Consider the following 20,767-nt stretch of genomic DNA (forward strand, 5'->3'; position numbering starts at 1 on the left):
CGCCAAAGCAAGGGTTGCGCCAGCGGGGACGATTCCACAAATGTGGTGGACATCACGCCAATTACTTGAGAAAGTTTCTGTAGACCGTTGCCATTGCGTTAATTTTTCGATTTAATGCCACTGCGCATCCCGCCAGGATTCTGGTTCGGGCGTCAGCGGTAAGGGGGATACACCGTGGGGCTCTTTACACCCAAGAAGCCGGCGCTGATTGGTGTCGACATCAGTTCGACTGCCGTCAAGCTGCTGCAGCTAAGTCAAGCGGGCGGTCGCTATCGCGTGGAGCATTACGCGGTCGAGCCATTGCCACCCAACGCCGTGGTCGAAAAGAACATCGTCGAGGTCGAGGCGGTAGGTGACGCGATCCGCCGCGCCCTGGCGCGCTCGGGCTCCAAGCTCAAGCATGCATCAGCCGCGGTGGCCGGGTCGGCGGTCATCACCCGCGTCATCCCGATGGCCAGCGAGCTTTCCGACGACGATCTGGAGGGCCAGATCCAGGTCGAGGCGAACCAGTACATCCCGTATCCGATCGATGAAGTCAGCCTCGACTACGAGGTGATCGGGCCGGTACGCGACAACCCCGACATGAACAACGTGCTGCTGGCGGCCTCGCGCACCGAGAACGTCGACATGCGCGTGGCAGCGCTGGATCTGGGTGGGCTCACCGCCAGCGTGATCGACGTCGAGGCGTTCGCGATGGAAAACGCGTTCGCCATGGTCGCCGACCAGCTGAACGTCGGTCGTGACGCGCTGGTGGCGGTGGTCGACATCGGCGCCACCATGACGACGCTGTCGGTACTGCGCAACCAGCGCACGATCTACTCGCGTGAGCAGGTATTCGGCGGCAAGCAGCTCACCGACGAAATCATGCGCCGCTTCGGTCTCTCCTACGAGGAAGCCGGTCGCGCCAAGCGCAAGGGCGGCCTGCCCGAATCGTACGAAACCGAGGCACTGGAGCCGTTCAAGGAATCGCTGATCCAGCAGATCAGCCGCCTGCTGCAGTTCTTCTTTGCGGGTAGCGAATACAGCAAGGTCGACCAGGTCGTGCTGGCCGGCGGTTGCGCCTCGATCGAGGGGCTGGGTCCGATGCTGGAAGAACAGCTCGGCGTCCCCTGCGTCGTCGCCAACCCGTTGGCGCGCATGTCGCTTTCGCCACGGGTGCAGGCACAGTCGCTGGCCCAGGATGCGCCGGCGCTGATGATCGCGGTCGGCCTCGCCATGAGGAGCTTCGACTGATGGCACACGTCAACCTACTTCCGTGGCGCGCGGCGCGGCGCAAACTGCGTGAACGCGAGTTCTACATGCAGCTGCTCGCCGCCTTCGTGGTGGCACTGGGTGTGATGCTGCTGTGGGTGTTCTGGATGGATCAGCGCATCGACAACCAGAACGAACGCAATGGCTACCTGCAGACCGAAATCAAGCAGCTCGACGTGCGCATCGCCAAGATCAAGGATCTGGAAACGGTGCGCGCGAGCTTGCTGGCACGCAAGCAGATCATCGAACAACTGCAGGCGGATCGCTCGCAGATGGTGCACCTGTTCGACGAACTGGTGAAGACGATCCCCTCCAGTGCGCGCCTGACCGGCGTCAAGCAGAACGGCCAGTCGATGTCGCTTGACGGTGTGGCACAGTCCAATTCCAGCGTCGCCGAGTACATGCGCAACATCGAGGTTTCGCCCTGGATGGGTCATGCCGACCTGCGCAAGACCGAAAACATCCATGACTCCTCGCGCATGCCTTATGCATTCGGTCTGGACGTGGCTCTGAGCCGGCCAAAGGCAGACGATGCAGCAGGTGGAGACGGCTCGGCTCCCGCCGCTGCCGGCAGCATATCCACTCCCCCTGCACCGGCGGCAACCGGCACATCCGTCAACGTCACCACGGCGGCTCCCGTCGCTGCTGCATCGGCACATTCGGCCAGTGCGCCCACCGCAGCGGCTACATCCGGGACGCCACCGGTGAGTGCAGCTGCCACGGGAGGGACCAAGCCATGAAGTTCCTCGACGAAATTCGCAGTCTGGACCGCAACAACGTCGGTGGCTGGCCGCAATCGGTCAAGATTTTCTTCACCGTGCTGGTGTTTGCGGTGGTGCTGCTGGTGGGTTGGTATTTCTTCGTCAGCAGCCAGCAGGACACGCTGACCTCACTGGCCAGCAAGGAAGAGGGCCTCAAGCAGGAGTTCTCGACCAAACAGGCCAAGGCGGTCAACCTCGAGGCCCTGCAACAGCAGCTTGACGAGATGCAGGACATGCTGCGCCAGTTGCTGCGGCAGTTGCCCAGCAAGACCGAGATGCCCGAGCTGCTGATCGACATCTCGCAGACCGCGCTGTCGGCGGGTCTGCAGAGCGATTTGTTCCAGCCCGGTCCGGAAGTGCCCAAGGACTTCTATGCGGAAAAGCCGATCACCTTGCGCATGACGGGCACGTATCACCAGTTCGGCACCTTCATCAGCGGCGTAGCCTCATTGCCGCGGGTCGTGATCCTGACCCTGCACGACGTCTCGCTGACGCCGAAGACACCGACCAAGGGCGAAGCGGTTTCGGACGGGCAGCTGGTCCTGCAGGGCACCGTGAAGACTTACCGCTATCTGGATGATGAAGAGAGCGCCGCTGCGAACAAGGAAAACAAGAAGAACGCCAAGGCGGGGGGGCAGAAATGAACAAGTTTGCTGCCATCAAGCCGGCCCATGCCGCGCGCCTGCTGCTGATGCTGGGCACCGCCCTGGTGCTGAGTGGCTGTACCCGCGGCATGTCGGATCTGCGCGATTGGGTCGCACAGGAAAAAGCCAGGAAGGGAGCGCCGATTCCGCCGCTGCCCGTGATCAAGACGTTCGAGACATTCAAGTACGACGATCAGGGTCAGCGTGATCCGTTCAGTCCGAGCACGGCCGAGCTGCAGACCAACAACGCGGCCAACGGTCCACGGCCGGATGCGAACCGCGCCAAGCAGCCGCTGGAGATGTTCTCGCTGGATACATTGAAGATGGTCGGCACGCTGGGCTCCGGTTCCGGCATGGAAGTGCTGGTCAAGGATCCCCAGGGCGTGATTCATCGTGTTCACGCCGGCGAATACATAGGTTCGAACTACGGGCACATCACGGCCATCAGCGATGATCATATCGATCTGGTCGAGCTGGTATCCAACGGTAATGGTGGCTGGATGGAACGTCCGGCCAGCATCGCGCTCGACGCGAAATAAGGAATACAGGGGCTGATGCAATGACCAACCAAATCCAATCCGTCCGGGGCCGTGTCATGCGCCATGCAAGCCGTTACATGCTGATGGGCCTGGTGCTCGCCGCTGCTACCTGGGCCAGTGCCGCGATGGCAGCCAGTGCGACGCTGAAGAACGTCAGCTACGACGCGCTGCCAGGCGGAGCAGTCCAGCTGCATATGGACTTCGGTAACGGCCCGGTGCCGCAGCCAAAGATCTTCAGCACCGGCAATCCGCCACGCATCGCGATCGATTTTGCCGATACCGACAATGCAGCCGCACGCCATCTGGACATCGGCAAGGGCTCGACCTCCGGCGTATCCGCGGTCGCGGCCGGCGGGCGCACCCGGGTGGTGGTCGAGCTGATGCGCGAGTCGAGTTACCGCTCACAGGTCGAAGGCAACAGTCTGGTGCTGACCATCAACAACGGCACGGCGGACCAGGCCGTGACCACCGCGGCCACCATCGATCCGAGCAAGGCCTTGCCGTCGGCCGCGAATGGTCCGGCGATCTCCAATATCGATTTCCGGCGTGGTCCGAATGGCGAAGGCCGCGTGCTGATCAGCTTCAGCGGCAGCGGTGCGAACGCCGAGATGACCCGCACGGGCGACAAGCTGCTGGTCACGATCGATCACGCGAACCTGCCGGCCAACCTGGCGCAGCGCCTGGATACGCTTGACTTTGCCACGCCTGTGCAGTCGATCGTCACCCGTGCCGGCATGGGTGGTGGTGTGCGCATGGAAATCGCGGTCAAGGGCAATGTTGATACTTCGGCCTACCAGACCGCTGATCAGTACGTGGTCGAAGTGGCGCCCAAGAAAGTCGATGCCAAGGACGCCAGGCTGGCCAAGGCCGGACAGGAGGCGAATTACAACGGCTCGCGCGTCACCTTCAACTTCCAGGACATCCCGGTGCGCTCGGCGCTGCAGCTGATCGCCGATGTCTCCAAGCTCAATCTGGTCGCCTCGGACAGCGTCGGCGGCAGTGTCACCCTGCGCCTCGTCAATGTACCGTGGGATCAGGCGCTGGATGTGATCCTTCGCGCCAAGAGCCTCGACAAACGTCGCAATGGCAACGTGATCTGGATCGCGCCGCAGGCCGAGCTAGCCAAGTACGAACAGGATATTGCCGACGCCAAACAAAAGGCGGAGGACTCGGCTGACCTGGTCTCCGTATATATCCCGATCAGCTACGGCAGCGCGTCGGATATCGCCAAGCTGCTGACCACGGGCAGCCTGCAGGCTACGGGTGGTGGCGGTGGTAGCACCAGCGCAAATACCCAAAAGGGTTTCCTGTCACAGCGGGGCAGTGCCTCCTTTGACAAGCGCACCAACATGCTGCTGCTCAACGATACGCCGGACAAGATCAAGCAGCTGCGCGACCTGATCGCCGTGCTGGACAAGCCGGTGCAGCAAGTGCTGATCGAGTCGCGCATCGTGATCGCCACCGACGACTTTACCCGTGACCTGGGTGCGAAGTTCGGCGTCAGCGGCCGCAAGAACAACACCCAGTTCCAGAATTCGGCCACCGCTACTCCAGCTCTGCAGGCGGGTACCGGTGGTGGCAATGTGGTCTCGATTGGAGGTTCGGACAACGGCAACGGGACGGCCAGTGGGCTCAACGTCAACCTGCCTGTTTCTGCAGCTAATGCGGCTGGAAGTTTTGGCTTGGCCATCCTGGGTGCCAATTACGCCCTGGATCTGGAACTTGACGCGGCGCAGACCGAAGGTCGCAGCGAAGTGATTTCCAGTCCGCGCGTGATCACCGCGAATCAGCAGGAAGCCGTGATCCGCCAAGGCCAGGAAATCGGCTACGTCACGTTCCAGAACAGCAGCGGTGGCGCAGCCGGCAGTGGCACCGCCACGGTGGCCTTCAAGGATGCCGTGCTGGAGTTGAAGGTGACCCCGACGATCACTGCCGACAACCGCGTCTACCTGTTGATCAACGTGACCAAGGATGCACTGGCTGGCTATATCACGGTGCCGGGCAGTGGCCAGGTGCCGACCATCGACACCCGTTCGGTCAATACCTCGGCGCTGGTGGACAATGGACAGACGGTGGTACTTGGCGGCATCTATGAGGTCAACAAGACGAATACGGTCACCAAGGTGCCAGGTCTGGGCGATATCCCCGGCATCGGCGTCCTGTTTCGCAACTCCAGCCGCTCTGATACCAAGGCTGAGCTGCTGATCTTCGTGACGCCGCGCATCCTCAGCGACACGTTGCAGTAAGTTCATCAGGTACTGCAGCACAAAGAGGCGGCTTCGGCCGCCTCTTTGTTTGAGTCGTCCCGACGACGCGGCAGGGCTGGTTAAACTTCCTGCGCCGGTTATGGTCTGTAGCACGCGGTCGGATTCTGCTTCCCGTTGCGGCAGACTGGATCCAGGCTGCGCTGCATCGACCACGGAAACTGATCATGGATATGCCCGAAACCCCATCCCAGAGCCATCTGCAACTGGTCTTTGCGCGATTGCGCGAGGAGCTGCAAGGCTGCGTCATTGGCCAGCCGCATCTGATCGATTGCCTCCTGATTGCCCTGTTGGCTGATGGCCACTTGCTGGTCGAGGGTGCGCCCGGTCTGGCCAAGACCACGGCGGTGAAGGCGCTGGCGGCGCGGATCAAGGCGGATTTCCATCGGGTGCAGTTCACGCCCGACCTGTTGCCGGCCGATCTCACCGGCACCGATGTGTTCCGTCCGCAATCGGGCAGCTTCGAGTTCGAGCGTGGCCCGCTGTTCCACAACATCGTGTTGGCCGACGAGATCAACCGCGCGCCGGCAAAAGTGCAGTCGGCGTTGCTGGAGGCGATGGCCGAGCAGCAGATCACCGTGGGGCGCAGCACCTGGCAGCTGCCCGATTTGTTCATGGTGATGGCGACGCAGAATCCGATCGAGCAGGAAGGCACGTTCACGCTGCCGGAGGCTCAGCTCGATCGTTTCCTGATGCATGTGACGATCGGATATCCGGATGCGATCGCCGAACTGGCGATACTCAAACTGGCACGCGAGCAGGCCAGCCACCGGGCGCACCCGGTGGCCGCGCCGGCGGCCCTGCTGAGTCAGGCCGAGGTGTTTGCCGCGCGTGATGCGGCGATGGCGATCCACATGGCGCCGGCACTGGAGGAATACCTGACCCAACTGGTTCTGGCCACACGCGATGCCGGCCGCTACGGGCCCGAATTGAAGCGCTGGATCGCCTGGGGCGGTAGTCCGCGCGCGACCATCGCACTGGACCGCTGTGCGCGGGCAAAGGCGTGGCTGAGCGAACGCGACTACGTGTTGCCCGAGGACGTGCATGCGATCGCGCATGAGGTGCTGCGTCATCGCGTGCTGCTCAGTTACGAGGCTGAAGCCGAGGGTGTGCGGCCGGATCAGGTGATCGACCGCCTGCTGGATCTCGTGCCGCTGCCGTGAGCGCCGTCGTGCAAGCCCGGATGGATGGTGATGGCCGCAGCCAGGTATCGCTGGCCGAACTGATCGCGTTGCGCGCGCGGGTCGGTCGTGTGCGCATGGCGCCGTTGCTCAGTCGCGCGGTGCGCAGCGGTCAGCAGTCCAGCCGTCTATACGGCCGCGGCATGGACTACGCCGAGTCGCGTGTATATCAGGCCGGCGACGATGTGCGCCGGCTCGACTGGCGGCTTACCGCGCGCAGCGGCAAGCTGCACACCAAATTGTTCCAGGAAGATCGCGAAGGCTGCCTGTTGATCCTGCTGGATACCCACGCCAGCATGCGCTTCGGCACGCAGGTGCGCTTCAAGTCGGTGCAGGCGGCGCGTGCCGCGGCGTGTGCCGCCTGGTATGCGGTGCGAGCCGGTGAACGGGTCGGGGTGATGGCGTTCGGTCATGCCGAGCAGTTGCTGCGCCCGCAGGGCGGTCCGCGCGGTGCGTTGGCGGTGTGCGGCGCACTGGCCGAATGGGATGCGCTGCCGACGCCGGACCCGGACAAGGCCGAATCGTTGACCGATGCTCTGACCCGTGCTGGCCGCGTGCTGCACGGCGCCAGCCGTGTGCTGCTGATCAGTGACGGCTTCAGCGGCGATGCGTCGGTACGGCAGCGCCTGCTCGATCTCACCCGCCACGCGGCCGTCAGCGTGCTGGTGGTCGCCGATGCGTTGGAACTCGCGCTGGCGCCGCCGGGGCGTTATCCGCTGGAGCATGCGGGCGAACGCAGCGAAGTGTTGTTGCAGTCCGAACGCCAGCGTCGCGAATTTCAACGTGCGCTCGGTGCCGGTCCGGCCCGGCTCGCCGAATTGGCGCAATCCCTGAACTTGCGCTGGAGCCGTATCGATACCGTGGCCGATCCGCTGACGTCGATCACGGGCCTGTTCGGCGTCGCGAGGACCGCACGATGAGCGCGTTGCCGACCCAGCCCGGCGCGACGACAGCGCCAGCGGGCCCCACGCTGCGCGATATCCATCTGCCGCCCGAGCCCTCGTGGTGGCCGCCGGCACCGGGCTGGTGGATGCTGGGCGCGCTGGTGCTGACGGCGCTGCTGCTGGGTGTCTGGCTGTGGCGACGGCATCGAGGCGTGACCCGGCAACATGAGCAGGTCCTGCTCGAACTCGATACGCTAGCGCGTCGGCATCAGCACGACGCTGATCAGGCAGCGCTGGCGAATGGTTTGCATCAGCTGCTGCGGCGTGTGGCGCGCCGGCACGATGCGATGGCCACGCAGCAGCGCGGCGAAGCATGGCGGCAGACGTTGACAAGGGTGTCGATCGATACGACCACACTGGATCGATTGCTCGCGCTGGAACACGTGATCTATCGCCCGCAGTCGAAGTTCGATCATGTTGCGGCGGTGGCAGCCGTGCGGCAGTGGTTGGATCTGGCATTGAAGCCGTCGAACTGGAAACCGGTCGTGACGGAGCAAGCACATGCCTGAGTTCGCATGGCCCTGGCTGATCGTGTTGCTGCCGCTGCCCTGGCTGCTGCGCCACTGGCTGCGGCCAGCCGCGCCGGGGCAGGCGCTGCATCTGCCACAGCCGGGACTGCAGCTGATCACGGTGAGTGGCAACGTCGCGCATGGCATCGCGCCCTGGCTGCTGGCGCTGGCCTGGTTGTGCCTGCTGGCCGCCGCGGCGCGCCCGCAATGGGTCGGGCCACCGCAAGCTCAGCAGCGCAGCGGCCGCGCCGTGATGCTGGCGGTGGATCTGTCCGGCAGCATGCACACGCCGGACATGGAGCTGGCTGGCCAGCCGGTCAGCCGCTTCGGTGCGGTCGAGGCGATTGCCGGCGACTTCATCAATCGCCGCAGCGGTGACGAGATGGGCCTGATCCTGTTCGGCAGCCAGGCATTTCTGGTGACGCCGCTGACCTACGATCTGTCGGCGGTACGCGCGCAATTGCAGGGTGCGGCGGTGGGACTGGCCGGAACGGAGACGGCGATCGGCGATGCGATCGCGGTGGCCGTGAAGCGGCTGTCGGCGCTGCCCGAACAGGCGCGCGTGCTGGTGCTGCTCACCGACGGCGTCAACAATGCCGGCAGCATATCGCCGCGCGAGGCGGCGCAAGCGGCCAAGGCGGCTGGTGTGCGCATCTACACCATCGGCATCGGTGCCACGCAGATGCGCGTACCGGGATTCTTCGGCAGCCAGCTGATCAATCCTTCGGCGGATCTGGATGCGGACATGCTCACCACGATCGCGACGGAAACCGGCGGTCAGTTTTTCCGCGCCACCGACAGCCATCAATTGGCCGATGCCTATCGCGCGATCGATGCGCTGGAACCGATGCCGCAGCATGGACCGACCCTGCGGCCGCGGCATGAACTGTTCCGCTGGCCGTTGCTGGCCGCGGTCGTGCTGTTGCTGCTGGTGATCGTGCCGCGCCGGTTTGGCCGCGCGCCGGAGCAGCCGGCATGAGCGAAGCGCTGCAGCAATTCCATTTCCTGCGGCCGTGGTGGCTGCTCGCGTTGGTCGTGCTGCCGCTATTGGGGTGGCTCGGCGCACGGCGCGATGTGGCGCAGCTGGAGCTGTCGCGACTGGTCGATGCCGACCTGCTGCCGCATCTGTTGCGCGGCCGTGCGGGCAATCGCAGTCTGCCGCTGTGGTTGTTCGCGCTGGGCTGGACGCTGTGCGCGTTGGCACTGGCCGGTCCGAGCTGGAGCCGCGTCACGCAGCCGCTGTATGCCAGTCGGGCGGCGCAAGTGGTGGCGATCTCGCTGTCGCAGCACATGCTGGCGCGCGACATGGCGCCGAGCCGGCTCGACCGCGCGCGCTACAAGGCGCATGACCTGCTGGCCAGCAATCGCGATGGGTTGAATGCGTTGATCGGCTATGCCGGGGAAGCCTTCGTGGTGGCACCGTTGACCTCCGATGCGAACAGCCTCGACGACCTGCTCGACGCGATGGCGCCGGACACCATGCCGGTGGACGGCAACGACGCGGCACTGGCGATCGAGCGTGGTATAGCCCTGATCCATGACGCCAATGCCAGCGGTGGTTCGCTGGTGCTGATCACCGATCAGGCGGATGCGGCGGCGGATACTGCGGCACGCAAGGCGAAGGCTGCCGGGGTGCGGGTATCGGTACTCGGCGTGGGCACGTCGCAGGGCGGCCCGGTACCGCTGGCCGACGGCGGTTTTCTGCATGACGCGCAAGCCCGGATGACGCTGGCCCGGCGCGATGACGCAGCGCTCGGTGCGCTGGCCGCCGCGGGCGGTGGCCGCTATGTGCCGATGAGCGCCGATCGCGGCGACATCGATACACTGCATGCACAGTTGCGCACCGGCCCGGCAACCGTGGCCCGCGGACAGGTCGGTGACGAATGGCAGGACCGTGGCCCGTGGCTGCTGCTGCCGTTGCTGCCGATCGTGGCGCTGGCTTTCCGGCGTGGCTGGCTGCTGGTGTTGCCACTGGTGCTGTTGCCGCTGTTGCCGACCCGCGCGGAGGCGATGAGCTGGCACGATCTGTGGCAGCGTCCCGACCAGCAGGCGGCGCAGGCGCTGCGCCGCGGTGACGCAAAACAGGCGCAGCAGCTGGCGCGCGATCCGGCCTGGCGTGGCGCGGCCGCATATCGCGCCGGCGATTACGCCAGTGCGGCTCAAGACCTGCAGCATTCACCCGGCAGCGATCCGGCTTACAACCTTGGCAATGCACTGGCCCGTCAGGGCCAATATCAACCAGCTATCGCTGCCTACGATCATGCGTTGAAACTCGATCCGGCGAATGCCGATGCCAGGGCGAATCGCCAAGCGGTCGAGGACTGGCTGCGCAAGCAACCGCAGGAAAAGCCGCAGCAGGACAAGCAACAGCAGCAGGGTCAGAACGGCGACAAGGGACAGTCCTCGTCGGGCGAGCAGGGCAAGGACAACCCGTCGAAATCGGCACAGTCGCAGGACGACAAGTCGGAGCAGGGCAGCGGCAAACCATCCGACAAAGCGGCCCAGGACGGGCAGCCGAAAGCGCAGGATCAGCAGGACGACAATCGTTCCGGCAAGGATCAATCCGGCGATCAGCCCAAACCGCTGACTGCGCAGCAGCAAGCCGAACAGAAGGCGCAGGCCGAGCAGGCGCAGAAGGCCCTGCAGCAGCAGATGGATAAGGCGCTGGCCGGACAACCGAAGAATCAGTCGGGCACGCCAACCCATCAGCTCGGTGCGATGGCTCAGGACGATCCGCAATCGAAGCTGCCAGCGGATTTGCGCCAGGCATTGCAGCGGGTGCCGGACGATCCCGGCGCGCTGCTGCGGCGCAAGTTCGAACTGGAATATCGACAGCGCCACGGCGGCGCAGCAGACGAGGATGATCAGCCGTGATGTTTCGACGACTCATCGCAGTGTGGCTGCTGGCGCTGCTGTTGATCCCTTCGCTCGGCCATGCCGCCGACGTGACCGCCAGCCTGGATCGCAATAGCGTGCAGCTCGGCGAGACAGTGACGCTGAACCTGCGCGTCAACGGCAACGCCGGCAATGTCACTGCGCCCGATCTCAGTGCACTGAGCAATGACTTCGACATACTCAGCAGCTCGCAGAACAGCAGCCTCAGTGTCGTCAATGGCCGGGCGAGCTCCAGCATGACGTTCGGCATCGCGCTGCGGCCGAAGCATGTGGGCGACTTGCAGATTCCCGCGCTGAGCGTGGCCGGCAGCCAGACCACGCCGCTGCAGCTGCAGGTAGACGCGCCCGACCCGGCGACGGCCGCAGCCACGCACAAGGATGTCTTCATGGAGTCGCAGGTCGAGCCGGCGCACGGCTATGTCGGCCAGCAGCTGAGTTATGTGGTGCGGCTGTATTACGCGAACCGCATCAATGGCGATGCCCCGGCGCCACCGCAGGTCGATGGCGCGCAGATCAGCCCGCTCGGCAATGGCCTGAACTACGACACTGAGCGCGGCGGCCGTACCTATCATGTGCTGGAGCAACGTTATGCGCTGATTCCGCAACGTGCCGGGCAGATCGAGATTCCCGCGGCGAATTTCCAGGGCGAGGCGATCGACCCGAACGATCCCAACAGTTTCTTCGGTGCCAGCATCCCGGTTTCGGCGAGTGCGCCGGCGTTGGCGATCGAGGTGCAGACGGCGCCCGCCGACTGGGGCAAGCTCGCGTGGCTGCCGGCGCGGCAGCTCAGCTTGAGCCTGGATGGCTTGCCGACCGCGCAGGATTCGCCGCGGGTGGGCCAGCCGCTGAACCTCACGATGAACCTGCAGGCGACGGGTCTGTCATACGAGGTGCTGCCGGCGCTGAGCCTGCCGTCGCTGGATGGCGCCACCGTGTATCCGGACAAGCCGGCCAGCGGCAACCACCACGACGAGCAGTGGATCGTCGGCTGGCGGCAGCAGGCGTTTGCGGTCGTGCCGGAACGCGCCGGCACGTTGACCATTCCCGCCACCACGCTGAAATGGTGGAACGTGCTGAGCGACCGCATGGAAGTGGCGCAGATTCCGTCGCGCAGCATCACGATCCTGCCCGCGCTGGGCGCGTCGGCTGCCGCTCCGACCCCGCCGGCAGCTGCGTCAGCGGCGAGCCTGGCGGTCACGCCGTCAACGACCGAGGCGGCGAACGCCGTTGTGCCGGTCACGCCATGGCGCTGGATCGCCCTGGCCAGCCTCGGCCTGTGGTTGCTCAGTGTGCTGGCATGGTGGCTGTGGCGCCGTCGCCGCGCGGCAGTGGCGCCCGCCACTCCGGTGGCTGCGCTGACATCGGCGCGCGAATGCCAGCGGGCTTTCATCGCGGCAGCCCGTGGCAGCGATACCGCGGCGCAGGTGCGCACCCTGCTGGCGTGGGCCCGCGCCGAACGGCCGGCGATCCAGCATCTGGGTGACCTGGCCTCCGCGCTGGGCGACGCATCGCAGTGCACGGCGATCGCGGCCCTGCAGCAACGTCACTACGCCGGTGCGCCAGTAGCCGAAGGCAATCCGGCGCTGGCTGAAGTGTTCAAGCGCGGCTTTGTGTGGCGTGTTGCCGCTGCGGCAGACGAAAATCCCGAACTGCCGCCGCTGTATCCGTTCAAGCTGCACTGAATGGCTCGCGCCCTACGGCGCCAGCGCCCGTTGGAACACCGTCTGCATGCCTTCGCTGAAGCAGCACAGCGTCACGTCGATGTCGTCCGTGGCGACCAACTCGTCACGCAGCGTGGCTACTGCCACTGCCGCCGCCAGCGCGGCGGGGTAGCCGTAGACACCGCAGCTGATCGCGGGGAACGCGATCGTGTGTCCGCCGTGTTCGCGCAGCAGGCGCATCGTGTTGCGGTAACAGTGCTTGAGCAGTAGCGCTTCACCGTGATCGCCACCATGCCAGATCGGCCCGACTGTATGGATCACGTGGCGCGCGGGCAGCGCAAAGCCCAGCGTGATGCGCGCCTCGCCAGTCGGGCAACGCACGCCGGGCGCGCACTCGGGCAGCGCGTGACAGGCCTGCAGCAAGGCCGGCCCGGCGGCGCGATGAATCGCGCCATCCACGCCGCCGCCGCCGAGCAGGCCAGGATTGGCGGCGTTGACGATGGCGTCAAGGTGCAGTCCGGTGATGTCGGCGGTGATGACCTTGATGGGCATGGTTTCGGCGCGGGTGGCGGCTTATGCTTCCGGCAGGTATCCCGGTACGCGGAGGTTGCAACGGATCATGGCGAATACGGAAGACATTTCTTTCGGCTATCTGCTCAACGACGTGACCTTGCTGTTCCGCAAGCACTTCGATCGGCGTGCGGTGAGGTTCGGCCTGACCCGGGCGCAATGGCGCGCGACCAAGATGTTGTATCACCGCGAAGGCTTGCGGCAAACCGAGCTGGCCGAATCCCTGGAAATGGAACCGATCGCGGTGGGCCGGGTGATCGACCGGCTGCAGGCCGCGGGTTTCGTCGAACGCCGTGCCGATCCGAAGGATCGTCGTGCATGGCGGCTGTACACCACGGAGCAGGCACGCGGGATCATCGACGGCATGGAGCTGATTGCCCGCGATCTGCGCCGCGATGCCACCGCCGGCATCACGCATGCGGAGTTGACACAGGCGATGACGGTGCTCAACCGGATCAAGGAAAACCTGCAGGCGCTGGATGCCATCGATACGGTGCCGGGTCGCGACGAATGAATCAGCGGTCGCTATCGTTCCATCGATCTGTCATGTGCCATCGGTACAGGTCGGTTGCATGGATGGAAGGCGCATCATGTGTCATGACAGTCAACGGGTCGGCCGGGCACGCGTTACATCCTGGTCATCCCCCTGACGCCCCCTGAGTTCAGGCAGCGCTGCATCGCGATGCAGTTGCCGCGCCAGCGGCCCCCGTGGCCGGAGAAATCATGCAGCGCAATACCTGGAAGAAATTCGTGCTGGTTGTCGTGATGCTGGCTGTCATTGGCATCGGCGCCCACTACCTGCTGGGAAGTGCCGGCAAGTCAGCTGCAAAAGACCATGCCACGACGGCCCAGACGGTGCCGGTCAAGATAGCCAGGGCGCAGCGCGGGAACCTGGATCTTTCGTTGAAGGTGATCGGCAGCGCGGAAGCCTATTCCACGGTCAACGTGCAGTCGCGGGTGGACGGACAGTTGCTGTCGCTGTCGTTCAAGCCGGGTGGCCGGGTCAGGCAGGGCGAGACGATCATCCGGATCGATCCCAGCCTGCTGCAATCGCAGCTGGATCAGGCGCTGGGCAATCTGGCCAAGGACCAGGCGCAGTTGGTGAATGCGCAGTCCCTGTTGAAGCGCTACACCCCGTTGCTGGCCAAGGGCTATGTGGCCCAGTCCGATGTCGATACCTACAAGGCCAACGAGGGTCTGTATGCAGCCTCGGTGAAGGCCGACAACGCCGCCGTGGAGCTGGCGCGCACGCAGCTGAGCTATGCACAGATCCATGCGCCGGTCGACAGCATCGCCGGTGCGCCGCTGGTGTATCCCGGCGCGCAGGTCAGTGCGAACAGCACGAACCTGGTGGTGCTCAACCAGGTGCGTCCGATCTACATCACGTTCTCCATTCCGCAATCCGCGCTGGCCGGACTCAAGGCGTCGTATGCGCGTGGTGCATTGCCGGTGACGGCAAAGATTCCGGGCAGCCAGAGCGCGCTGCAGGCTTCGCTGGATTTCATCAACAACGCGGTGGACACCAGCACCGGCACCATCCAGCTCAAAGCCAGCTATGCGAACACTGACGATGAGCTGACGCCGGGGCAGTTCGTCGAGGTGACCCTGCCGACCACGCGACTGACCAAGGTGGTGACCGTGCCGGTGGTGGCGCTGCAGAACTCGCCGAACGGCAGCTTCGTGTTCGTGGTCGCCGCGGATGGCACGGTGCAGCAGCGCATGGTCACGGCGGGTGAAAGCAGCGGCAACCAGATCGTGATCGACAAGGGTCTGGACGGCGGCGAGCAGGTGGTCACCGACGGGCAGTTGCTGCTGGTGAATGGCACGCATGTGCACGTCGTCAGCGACAACGGCTGAGTGACGACGATGAATCTGCCCGCCCTGTGTATCCGCCGACCGGTGATGACGGCGCTGCTGATGATCGCGCTGGTGGTGTTTGGCGTGGCGGCCTACCCGAAGCTGCCGGTGAACGAACTGCCGAATGTCGATTTCCCCACCATCACGGTGAGCGCGAGCCTGCCGGGTGCGTCGCCGGAGACCATGGCCTCGGCGGTGGCCACGCCGCTGGAAGGACAGTTCTCGACGATCGCCGGCATCTCGTCGATGACCTCGACGAGTGCGTTGGGTTCGACCTCGATCACGTTGACCTTCGAGCTCGATCGCGAGATCGACGGCGCCGCGCAGGACGTGCAGGCGGCGATCTCCGGCGCGTTGCGGCAATTGCCGACCAACATGCCGACGCCGCCGACCTTCCGCAAGGTCAATCCGGCCGACGCGGCGATCCTCTATCTCACCCTGCGTTCGGCCACGCTGCCGTTGTCGACGGTGGACGACTATGCCGAGACGCAGCTGGCGCAGCGCCTGTCGATGATCGACGGCGTGGCGCAGGTGAATGTCTACGGCTCGCAGAAGTACGCAGTGCGCATCAGTGTCGATCCCAGCAAGCTGGCGGCCAACGGCGTCGGCATCGACACCTTCCAGCAGGCGGTGTCCGCCGCCAACGTCAACCTCGCCACTGGCTCGTTGAATGGCAGCCGCCAGCTGCTGCAGGTCACCTCGGATGGCCAGTTGCAGCGCGCGGCGCAGTACAACGATGTAATCATCGCCTATCGCAACGGCGCACCGATCCGGTTGTCGCAACTGGGGCATGCGGACGACAGCGTGCAGAACGACCAGGTCGCCAGCTGGTTCAACAACGACCGCGCGATCGTGCTGGCGATCCAGCGTCAGCCGGGTTCCAACACGGTCGACACGATCAACCGCATCCGCGCGGTGCTGCCGCAGTTCGAGGCGACCCTGCCGCCATCGATCAAGCTGGCCGTACTGTACGACCGCTCGGATTCGATCCGCGCCTCGGTCGACGACGTGCAGTTCACCCTGCTGCTGGCCGGTGTGCTGGTGGTGCTGGTGATCTACCTGTTCCTCGGCAACGTCTCGGCCACGCTGATTCCCGCGCTGGCGTTGCCGGTGTCGATCATCGGCACGTTCGGCGTGATGTTCGCGCTGGGTTACAGCCTGGACAACCTCTCGCTGCTGGCGCTGACCCTGGTGGTCGGCTTCGTGGTGGACGATGCGATCGTGATGCTGGAGAACATCGTGCGCCACGTCGAAGCCGGCATGGATCCCTATGAGGCCTCGCTCAAGGGTGCCACCGAAATCGGCTTCACGATCTTCTCGATGACGCTGTCGCTGGTGGCGGTGTTCCTGCCGGTGATGTTCATGGGCGGCATCGTGGGGCGTTTGTTCCATGAGTTTGCGGTGACGCTGAGTGTGGCGATCCTGATTTCCGGCTTCGTCTCGATTACGCTGACGCCGATGCTGTGCAGCCGTTTCGTGAAGCATGCCGAGCATGAAAAAAAGGCGCGCGTGGTGCTGTGGTTCGACCGTGGCTTTGAGGGTGTGCGGCGCGGCTATGTACGCACGCTGGATTGGTCGGTCGTGCATCCGCGGGTGATCCTGGGGGTATTCTTCGTCAGCCTGCTGGCTACCGCGCTGCTGTTCGTGGTGGTCGACAAGGATTTCATTCCGGCCGGCGATACCGGTCGGTTGAGCGTCAACACGCAAGGCCCCGACGATATTTCCATCCAGGGCATGGCGCAGCGCCAGCAGCAGCTGGCGGCGATCGTGGCGAAGGACCCGAACGTCGATTCCTTCATGTCATCGGTTGGCAGCGGCGGCTCGCGCACCACCACCAACAACGGTTCGCTGTTCCTTTCGCTGAAACCGTCCGGCGAGCGCACGCTGGATCCAGACCAGATCATCCAGGAGTTGCGCAAGAAGTTCGCCGTGGTTCCCGGTGTGCGTGCCTTCATCCAGAATCCGCCAGCGATCCAGATCGGCGGGCGGCAGTCCAACGCGGAATACCAGTACACCCTGCAATCGGTCGATCTGGATACGCTGTATGCGTGGTCGGGCAAGGTGCTCGATGCCTTCGGCAAGCTCCCCGGTTTCCAGGACGTCACCACCGATCTGGATCTCAACGGGCCGTCGATCGTGGTCAAGGTCGACCGCGATCAGCTGGGGCCGCTGGGGCTGACCATGCAACAGGTGCAGACCGCGCTCGGCGACGCGTTCGGCGAGACGCAGATATCGACGATCTTCGGCTCGACCACGCAGTACTACGTGATCATGCAGGTCAACTACGCGCAGCAGGACGACCCGGCGATCCTCTCGCAACTGTACGTCACCTCCAGCAGCGGCAAGCTGGTGCCGCTCAGCGCGGTGGCCAGCTTCACGCGCGCGGCGCAGCCGCTGACGGTCAATCATCAGGGCCAGCTGCCGGCGGTGACGATCTCGTTCAACCTGGCACCTGGCGTGAGCCTGAGCCAGGCCGTGGCGAGCATCAACCGCACCATGCAGCAGATCAACCTGCCGGCGTCGATCACCGGCAGCGTGCAGGGCACCGCGCAGGCATTCCAGGAATCGATGCAGGGCATGGGTCTGCTGCTGGTGCTGGCGTTGTTCGTGATCTATCTGGTGCTCGGCATCCTGTACGAGAGCTTCATCCACCCGCTGACGATCCTTTCCGGCCTGCCGGCGGCTGGTGTCGGTGCGCTGCTGACGCTGATGATCTTCCGTGCGCCGCTGGACCTGTTCTCCTTCGTCGGCATCGTGATGCTGATCGGCATCGTCAAGAAGAACGCGATCATGCTGATCGACTTCGCGCTGGAACGGCAACGCGAGGAAGGCATGACGCCGGCGCAGGCGATCGTCGAGGCCTGCCATGTGCGCTTCCGTCCGATCATGATGACCACCATGTCGGCCTTCGCCGGTACGCTGCCGATCGCGCTCGGCATGGGCGCCGGTGCTTCGTCGCGCCGCCCGCTGGGCTTGGCGGTGGTGGGCGGCCTGGTGGTGTCGCAGATCCTCACGCTTTATCTGACACCGGTGATCTATCTGTACATGGATCGGTTGCAACAACGTTTTCAGCGAGCCGGCAAGACCAGAGCGCTGCCGGCGCAGTAATTGGCGGGCTTCAGTCGGTGATGGCCAGGCTGGTTTCTTCCTCAGCGAGGATACGAACATGCGCAGACTGGCATCGATCATGACCGTACTCATCACCATCGCTGGCGTGACCATCGGCGCCACCGCCTGCGCGACCGGGCCTGCACAGATGGACGCCGCCGCGCTGCAAGCCTACGCCGGTAAACCATGGGACAAGGCCGCGCTGATGAACACGACGGTCGAATTAGGCCGTTACAAGAACGTGCCGGTGGTCGCCGAATTTCCCTGCTCGGATGTGTGTCCGCAGTACACCGTGCGCATCATCCATTACCGCCTGCCATCGGATGTCTCGTGCGCGAGCGTGGGTGGTGTCGAGAAGCAGGTGCTGGTGCCGGTGGCGATCGCCGTGATGCCGCAAACGTTCTGCATCCCACAACCGTTGGTGACGTCGGTGCAGTATTACGCGAAGTGAAGCGCAGCCTGAAATGAAGAAGGTGGCCATATGGCCACCTTCTTCATTGACTCAAAGCAGGTGCAGTTATTCGCCGGCACCGTCTCCGGCAAAAGCGCCAGGTGCAGAGCCGAAGTTGCCGTCGGCCTGCGCGGCCATGTACGAGAAGGTGGCGTAAACCGCCACGTTCTGTGCCAGCTGCTTCGGGTCGATCTTGTCCAGCGTGTCGTTGGACGTGTGATGCCAGTCGAAATAATCGGTGCCGTCCTGGGTCAGCGACAGCGCGGCCATGCCCTTGCCGTGCATCTGCGACAGATCCGAACCGCCGCCGCCGGGATGTTCGGCATCGTAAGCCACGCCGATCGGTGCCAGCACCCTGGCGATCTGGCCGATCGCATCGCGTGCCGCGGGTTTCACGCTGGCGCTCATGCGCCAGACCGGGCCCGAACCGAAATCGGACTCGGTGCCGAGCTGGAACTTGCCGACGTCGGCAGCATGTTTCTCGGCATACGCCTTGCCGCCCCACAGACCCATTTCCTCGTTCGTGAACGCGATCACGCGGATCGTGCGGTCGGGGCGCTGCGGCAGGTCGTGGATCAGCTTGCCGGCGGCCATCGCGATCGCCACGCCGGCGCCATCGTCGATCGCGCCGGTGCCCGGATCCCAGGAATCCAGATGACCGCCGATCGCGACCACCTGATCCGGGTACTTCTTGCCGGTGATCTCGCCGATGACGTTCGCGCCGGTGTATTCGCCGACGATGCCGCAGTCCAGGTCCAGCTTTACGCTCACTGGCTTGCCATAGGCCAGCACGCGTTCGAGCTGGTCGGCGTCGGGGTTGGACAGTGCGGCGGCGGGAATCGCCTTGGCCGGATCGGTGAAGCCGGTAACCCCGGTATGTGCAATGCGCTGGTTCGCATCGGTGCCGGCCGAACGCAACAGGTAGCCGGCAGCACCCTTGGCGGCAGCGATCACCGGCCCGGCGGTGCGCACAGCCGAGCCCATGCCGTAGTCGTGGCCGTCCTTGTGGCGCTGCATGCGGTAGCCGATATAGACGATCTTGCCCTTCACGCTGGCCGGATCAGCCGCTTTCAAGGCATCCAGACTGTCGAACTTCACTACCTGCGCAGTGAGGCCACCCTTCGGCGTGCCGGGCGAATAGCCCAGCGCGGTCAGCACCAGCGGCTGCGGGAACGGCGCCACGATCGCGCCATGTTCGCTGCGGCGCTCCCACAACGGGAACGTGACCGCTTCGGTATAGACCTTGTCGTAGCCGAGCGCCTTGAACTTCGCGATCGCCCAGTCGCGGGCACGCTGGTCGGCATCACTGCCGGCCATGCGCGGACCGACCTCGGTGGTCAGCGATGCGACGATCCGGTAGCCGGTATCGTCATGCATGGCCCGGTCACGCAGCTGTTCGGCCGTCTTTACGGCTGCAGCGGGAATGCTGGTGGGGCTGGCGGCGCTGGCGATGCCGGTGGCCAGCAGCAGGCTGGCGGACAACAGGGTGAGAGGAAGACGGCGCATCGGAGAACTCCGCAGGGGAAACCCCGATTATGGCGCCGATGTCAGGTATCGCTTAGGCCAGAAGTCATGCCTGCCGTGGAAACGACAAGGGCCGGGCCACAAGAATGGCCCGGCCCCTGGGGATACGGTATCGGCTTACGGTTTGCTCTTCAGCAAATCGCGGATCTCGGTGAGCAGGGCCACGTCGGCCGGCGGTGGAGCCGGAGCCGCTTCCTGTTTCTTCTGCATGCTGTTGATCATCTTGACCACCACGAAGATGGCGGCTGCGATGATGAGGAAGGTGATGATGGTGTTGATGAAATCGCCATAACCAACCGCCACTTCGGCGATCTTGTGCTTCGGATCGCTGTCATCGCCCGGTTTGAGCACCCATTTCAGCTGGCTGAAATCGATACCGCCGGTGAGCATGCCGATCGGCGGCATGATGATCTTGTCGACCAACGAACTGACGATCTTGCCGAACGCGCCGCCGATGACTACACCAACTGCCAGATCAACGACGCTGCCGCGCATGGCGAAAGCCTTGAATTCCTGCAGCATGCTCATGCTTTATTCTCCGTGGTTTGGGCCGAATGGCCTATGGACTTTAGCGCACGGATATCGTTAGGCACAGGGGTTGGCGTATG

The 20,767-nt window shown here is 64.5% G+C and carries 18 protein-coding genes; 15 read left to right on the top strand and 3 right to left on the bottom strand.

Features of this window, described 5'->3' with window-relative positions; all coding sequences use genetic code 11:
* The first annotated feature begins 174 nt into the window (after positions 1 to 174).
* The 11 genes from B0E48_RS02085 (at position 175) to B0E48_RS02135 (ending at position 12,670) form a co-directional block, all read left to right on the top strand.
* Positions 175 to 1,233, top strand: coding sequence for a pilus assembly protein PilM (locus tag B0E48_RS02085; RefSeq protein ID WP_077515768.1), 1,059 nt, complete (start codon positions 175 to 177; stop codon positions 1,231 to 1,233).
* The gene (locus B0E48_RS02090) at positions 1,233 to 1,991 is read left to right on the top strand and encodes a PilN domain-containing protein (RefSeq protein WP_077515769.1); all 759 of its coding nucleotides are present in this window, start codon (positions 1,233 to 1,235) and stop codon (positions 1,989 to 1,991) included. The genes B0E48_RS02085 and B0E48_RS02090 overlap by 1 nt, the downstream gene beginning before the upstream one ends.
* Entirely contained in the window at positions 1,988 to 2,656 is a 669-nt protein-coding gene (gene pilO, locus B0E48_RS02095; protein ID WP_077515770.1) for a type 4a pilus biogenesis protein PilO, read from the top strand. The genes B0E48_RS02090 and pilO overlap by 4 nt, the downstream gene beginning before the upstream one ends.
* Positions 2,653 to 3,195 carry a pilus assembly protein PilP gene (locus tag B0E48_RS02100; RefSeq protein ID WP_077515771.1) on the top strand — a complete coding sequence of 181 codons (543 nt, stop codon included), beginning with the start codon at positions 2,653 to 2,655 and terminating at the stop codon, positions 3,193 to 3,195. The genes pilO and B0E48_RS02100 overlap by 4 nt, the downstream gene beginning before the upstream one ends.
* Before the next feature lie 56 nt (positions 3,196 to 3,251).
* A complete protein-coding gene (locus B0E48_RS02105) occupies positions 3,252 to 5,441 on the top strand; it encodes a type IV pilus secretin PilQ (protein WP_077515772.1) in 2,190 nt (729 codons plus the stop codon).
* Between the two features lie 185 nt (positions 5,442 to 5,626).
* On the top strand, positions 5,627 to 6,622 hold the full coding sequence (locus tag B0E48_RS02110; RefSeq protein ID WP_077515773.1) for a MoxR family ATPase: 996 nt from the start codon (positions 5,627 to 5,629) through the stop codon (positions 6,620 to 6,622).
* 20 nt (positions 6,623 to 6,642) lie between these two features.
* Positions 6,643 to 7,560, top strand: a complete 918-nt coding sequence (locus B0E48_RS02115; RefSeq protein ID WP_139350169.1) for a DUF58 domain-containing protein — start codon at positions 6,643 to 6,645, stop codon at positions 7,558 to 7,560.
* Complete coding sequence (locus tag B0E48_RS02120) at positions 7,557 to 8,093, top strand: DUF4381 domain-containing protein (protein WP_077515775.1); 537 nt, start codon at positions 7,557 to 7,559, stop codon at positions 8,091 to 8,093. The genes B0E48_RS02115 and B0E48_RS02120 overlap by 4 nt, the downstream gene beginning before the upstream one ends.
* On the top strand, positions 8,086 to 9,072 hold the full coding sequence (locus B0E48_RS02125; protein ID WP_077515776.1) for a VWA domain-containing protein: 987 nt from the start codon (positions 8,086 to 8,088) through the stop codon (positions 9,070 to 9,072). Before B0E48_RS02120 ends, B0E48_RS02125 begins: the two co-directional genes overlap by 8 nt.
* Positions 9,069 to 10,967 carry a tetratricopeptide repeat protein gene (locus tag B0E48_RS02130; protein ID WP_077515777.1) on the top strand — a complete coding sequence of 633 codons (1,899 nt, stop codon included), beginning with the start codon at positions 9,069 to 9,071 and terminating at the stop codon, positions 10,965 to 10,967. The genes B0E48_RS02125 and B0E48_RS02130 overlap by 4 nt, the downstream gene beginning before the upstream one ends.
* A complete protein-coding gene (locus tag B0E48_RS02135) occupies positions 10,967 to 12,670 on the top strand; it encodes a BatD family protein (RefSeq protein ID WP_077515778.1) in 1,704 nt (567 codons plus the stop codon). Before B0E48_RS02130 ends, B0E48_RS02135 begins: the two co-directional genes overlap by 1 nt.
* A 12-nt stretch (positions 12,671 to 12,682) precedes the next feature.
* Here B0E48_RS02135 and B0E48_RS02140 read toward each other — a convergent pair whose 3' ends face one another.
* Positions 12,683 to 13,201, bottom strand: a complete 519-nt coding sequence (locus tag B0E48_RS02140) for an O-acetyl-ADP-ribose deacetylase (protein ID WP_077515779.1) — start codon at positions 13,199 to 13,201, stop codon at positions 12,683 to 12,685.
* Positions 13,202 to 13,268: 67 nt separating this feature from the next.
* Between B0E48_RS02140 and B0E48_RS02145 the strand changes: the two genes are divergently transcribed.
* The 4 genes from B0E48_RS02145 (at position 13,269) to B0E48_RS02160 (ending at position 18,635) form a co-directional block, all read left to right on the top strand.
* Complete coding sequence (locus B0E48_RS02145; RefSeq protein ID WP_077515780.1) at positions 13,269 to 13,733, top strand: MarR family transcriptional regulator; 465 nt, start codon at positions 13,269 to 13,271, stop codon at positions 13,731 to 13,733.
* 209 nt (positions 13,734 to 13,942) lie between these two features.
* Entirely contained in the window at positions 13,943 to 15,076 is a 1,134-nt protein-coding gene (locus B0E48_RS02150) for an efflux RND transporter periplasmic adaptor subunit (protein WP_139350119.1), read from the top strand.
* Between the two features lie 9 nt (positions 15,077 to 15,085).
* A complete protein-coding gene (locus tag B0E48_RS02155; RefSeq protein WP_077516885.1) occupies positions 15,086 to 18,184 on the top strand; it encodes an efflux RND transporter permease subunit in 3,099 nt (1,032 codons plus the stop codon).
* A gap of 58 nt (positions 18,185 to 18,242) precedes the next feature.
* Positions 18,243 to 18,635: a hypothetical protein gene (locus tag B0E48_RS02160; RefSeq protein ID WP_077515781.1), complete on the top strand. Its 393-nt coding sequence runs from the start codon at positions 18,243 to 18,245 to the stop codon at positions 18,633 to 18,635.
* Positions 18,636 to 18,701: 66 nt separating this feature from the next.
* Here the strand turns inward: B0E48_RS02160 and B0E48_RS02165 are convergent, their stop codons facing one another.
* Together B0E48_RS02165 and mscL are read right to left on the bottom strand one after the other, a co-directional pair.
* On the bottom strand, positions 18,702 to 20,141 hold the full coding sequence (locus tag B0E48_RS02165) for a M20/M25/M40 family metallo-hydrolase (RefSeq protein ID WP_077515782.1): 1,440 nt from the start codon (positions 20,139 to 20,141) through the stop codon (positions 18,702 to 18,704).
* Positions 20,142 to 20,276: 135 nt separating this feature from the next.
* Positions 20,277 to 20,687, bottom strand: coding sequence for a large-conductance mechanosensitive channel protein MscL (mscL, locus tag B0E48_RS02170; protein WP_077515783.1), 411 nt, complete (start codon positions 20,685 to 20,687; stop codon positions 20,277 to 20,279).
* Positions 20,688 to 20,767: the final 80 nt, after the last annotated feature.

It is taken from the genome of Rhodanobacter sp. C03, assembly GCF_002001175.1.
In the GTDB taxonomy this organism is placed as follows: Bacteria; Pseudomonadota; Gammaproteobacteria; order Xanthomonadales; family Rhodanobacteraceae; genus Rhodanobacter.

Bases quoted from the DNA above. Each gene is read 5' to 3' on its own strand.
- B0E48_RS02135 (WP_077515778.1), top strand. From the start codon at position 10,967: ATGTTTCGACGACTCATCGCAGTGTGGCTGCTGGCGCTGCTGTTGATC.
- B0E48_RS02140 (WP_077515779.1), bottom strand. From the start codon at position 13,201: ATGCCCATCAAGGTCATCACCGCCGACATCACCGGACTGCACCTTGAC.
- B0E48_RS02160 (WP_077515781.1), top strand. From the start codon at position 18,243: ATGCGCAGACTGGCATCGATCATGACCGTACTCATCACCATCGCTGGC.
- B0E48_RS02150 (WP_139350119.1), top strand. From the start codon at position 13,943: ATGCAGCGCAATACCTGGAAGAAATTCGTGCTGGTTGTCGTGATGCTG.
- B0E48_RS02105 (WP_077515772.1), top strand. From the start codon at position 3,252: ATGCGCCATGCAAGCCGTTACATGCTGATGGGCCTGGTGCTCGCCGCT.
- B0E48_RS02155 (WP_077516885.1), top strand. From the start codon at position 15,086: ATGAATCTGCCCGCCCTGTGTATCCGCCGACCGGTGATGACGGCGCTG.
- B0E48_RS02115 (WP_139350169.1), top strand. From the start codon at position 6,643: ATGGATGGTGATGGCCGCAGCCAGGTATCGCTGGCCGAACTGATCGCG.
- B0E48_RS02090 (WP_077515769.1), top strand. From the start codon at position 1,233: ATGGCACACGTCAACCTACTTCCGTGGCGCGCGGCGCGGCGCAAACTG.
- B0E48_RS02125 (WP_077515776.1), top strand. From the start codon at position 8,086: ATGCCTGAGTTCGCATGGCCCTGGCTGATCGTGTTGCTGCCGCTGCCC.
- B0E48_RS02120 (WP_077515775.1), top strand. From the start codon at position 7,557: ATGAGCGCGTTGCCGACCCAGCCCGGCGCGACGACAGCGCCAGCGGGC.
- B0E48_RS02165 (WP_077515782.1), bottom strand. From the start codon at position 20,141: ATGCGCCGTCTTCCTCTCACCCTGTTGTCCGCCAGCCTGCTGCTGGCC.
- B0E48_RS02145 (WP_077515780.1), top strand. From the start codon at position 13,269: ATGGCGAATACGGAAGACATTTCTTTCGGCTATCTGCTCAACGACGTG.
- B0E48_RS02100 (WP_077515771.1), top strand. From the start codon at position 2,653: ATGAACAAGTTTGCTGCCATCAAGCCGGCCCATGCCGCGCGCCTGCTG.
- B0E48_RS02130 (WP_077515777.1), top strand. From the start codon at position 9,069: ATGAGCGAAGCGCTGCAGCAATTCCATTTCCTGCGGCCGTGGTGGCTG.
- mscL (WP_077515783.1), bottom strand. From the start codon at position 20,687: ATGAGCATGCTGCAGGAATTCAAGGCTTTCGCCATGCGCGGCAGCGTC.
- B0E48_RS02110 (WP_077515773.1), top strand. From the start codon at position 5,627: ATGGATATGCCCGAAACCCCATCCCAGAGCCATCTGCAACTGGTCTTT.
- pilO (WP_077515770.1), top strand. From the start codon at position 1,988: ATGAAGTTCCTCGACGAAATTCGCAGTCTGGACCGCAACAACGTCGGT.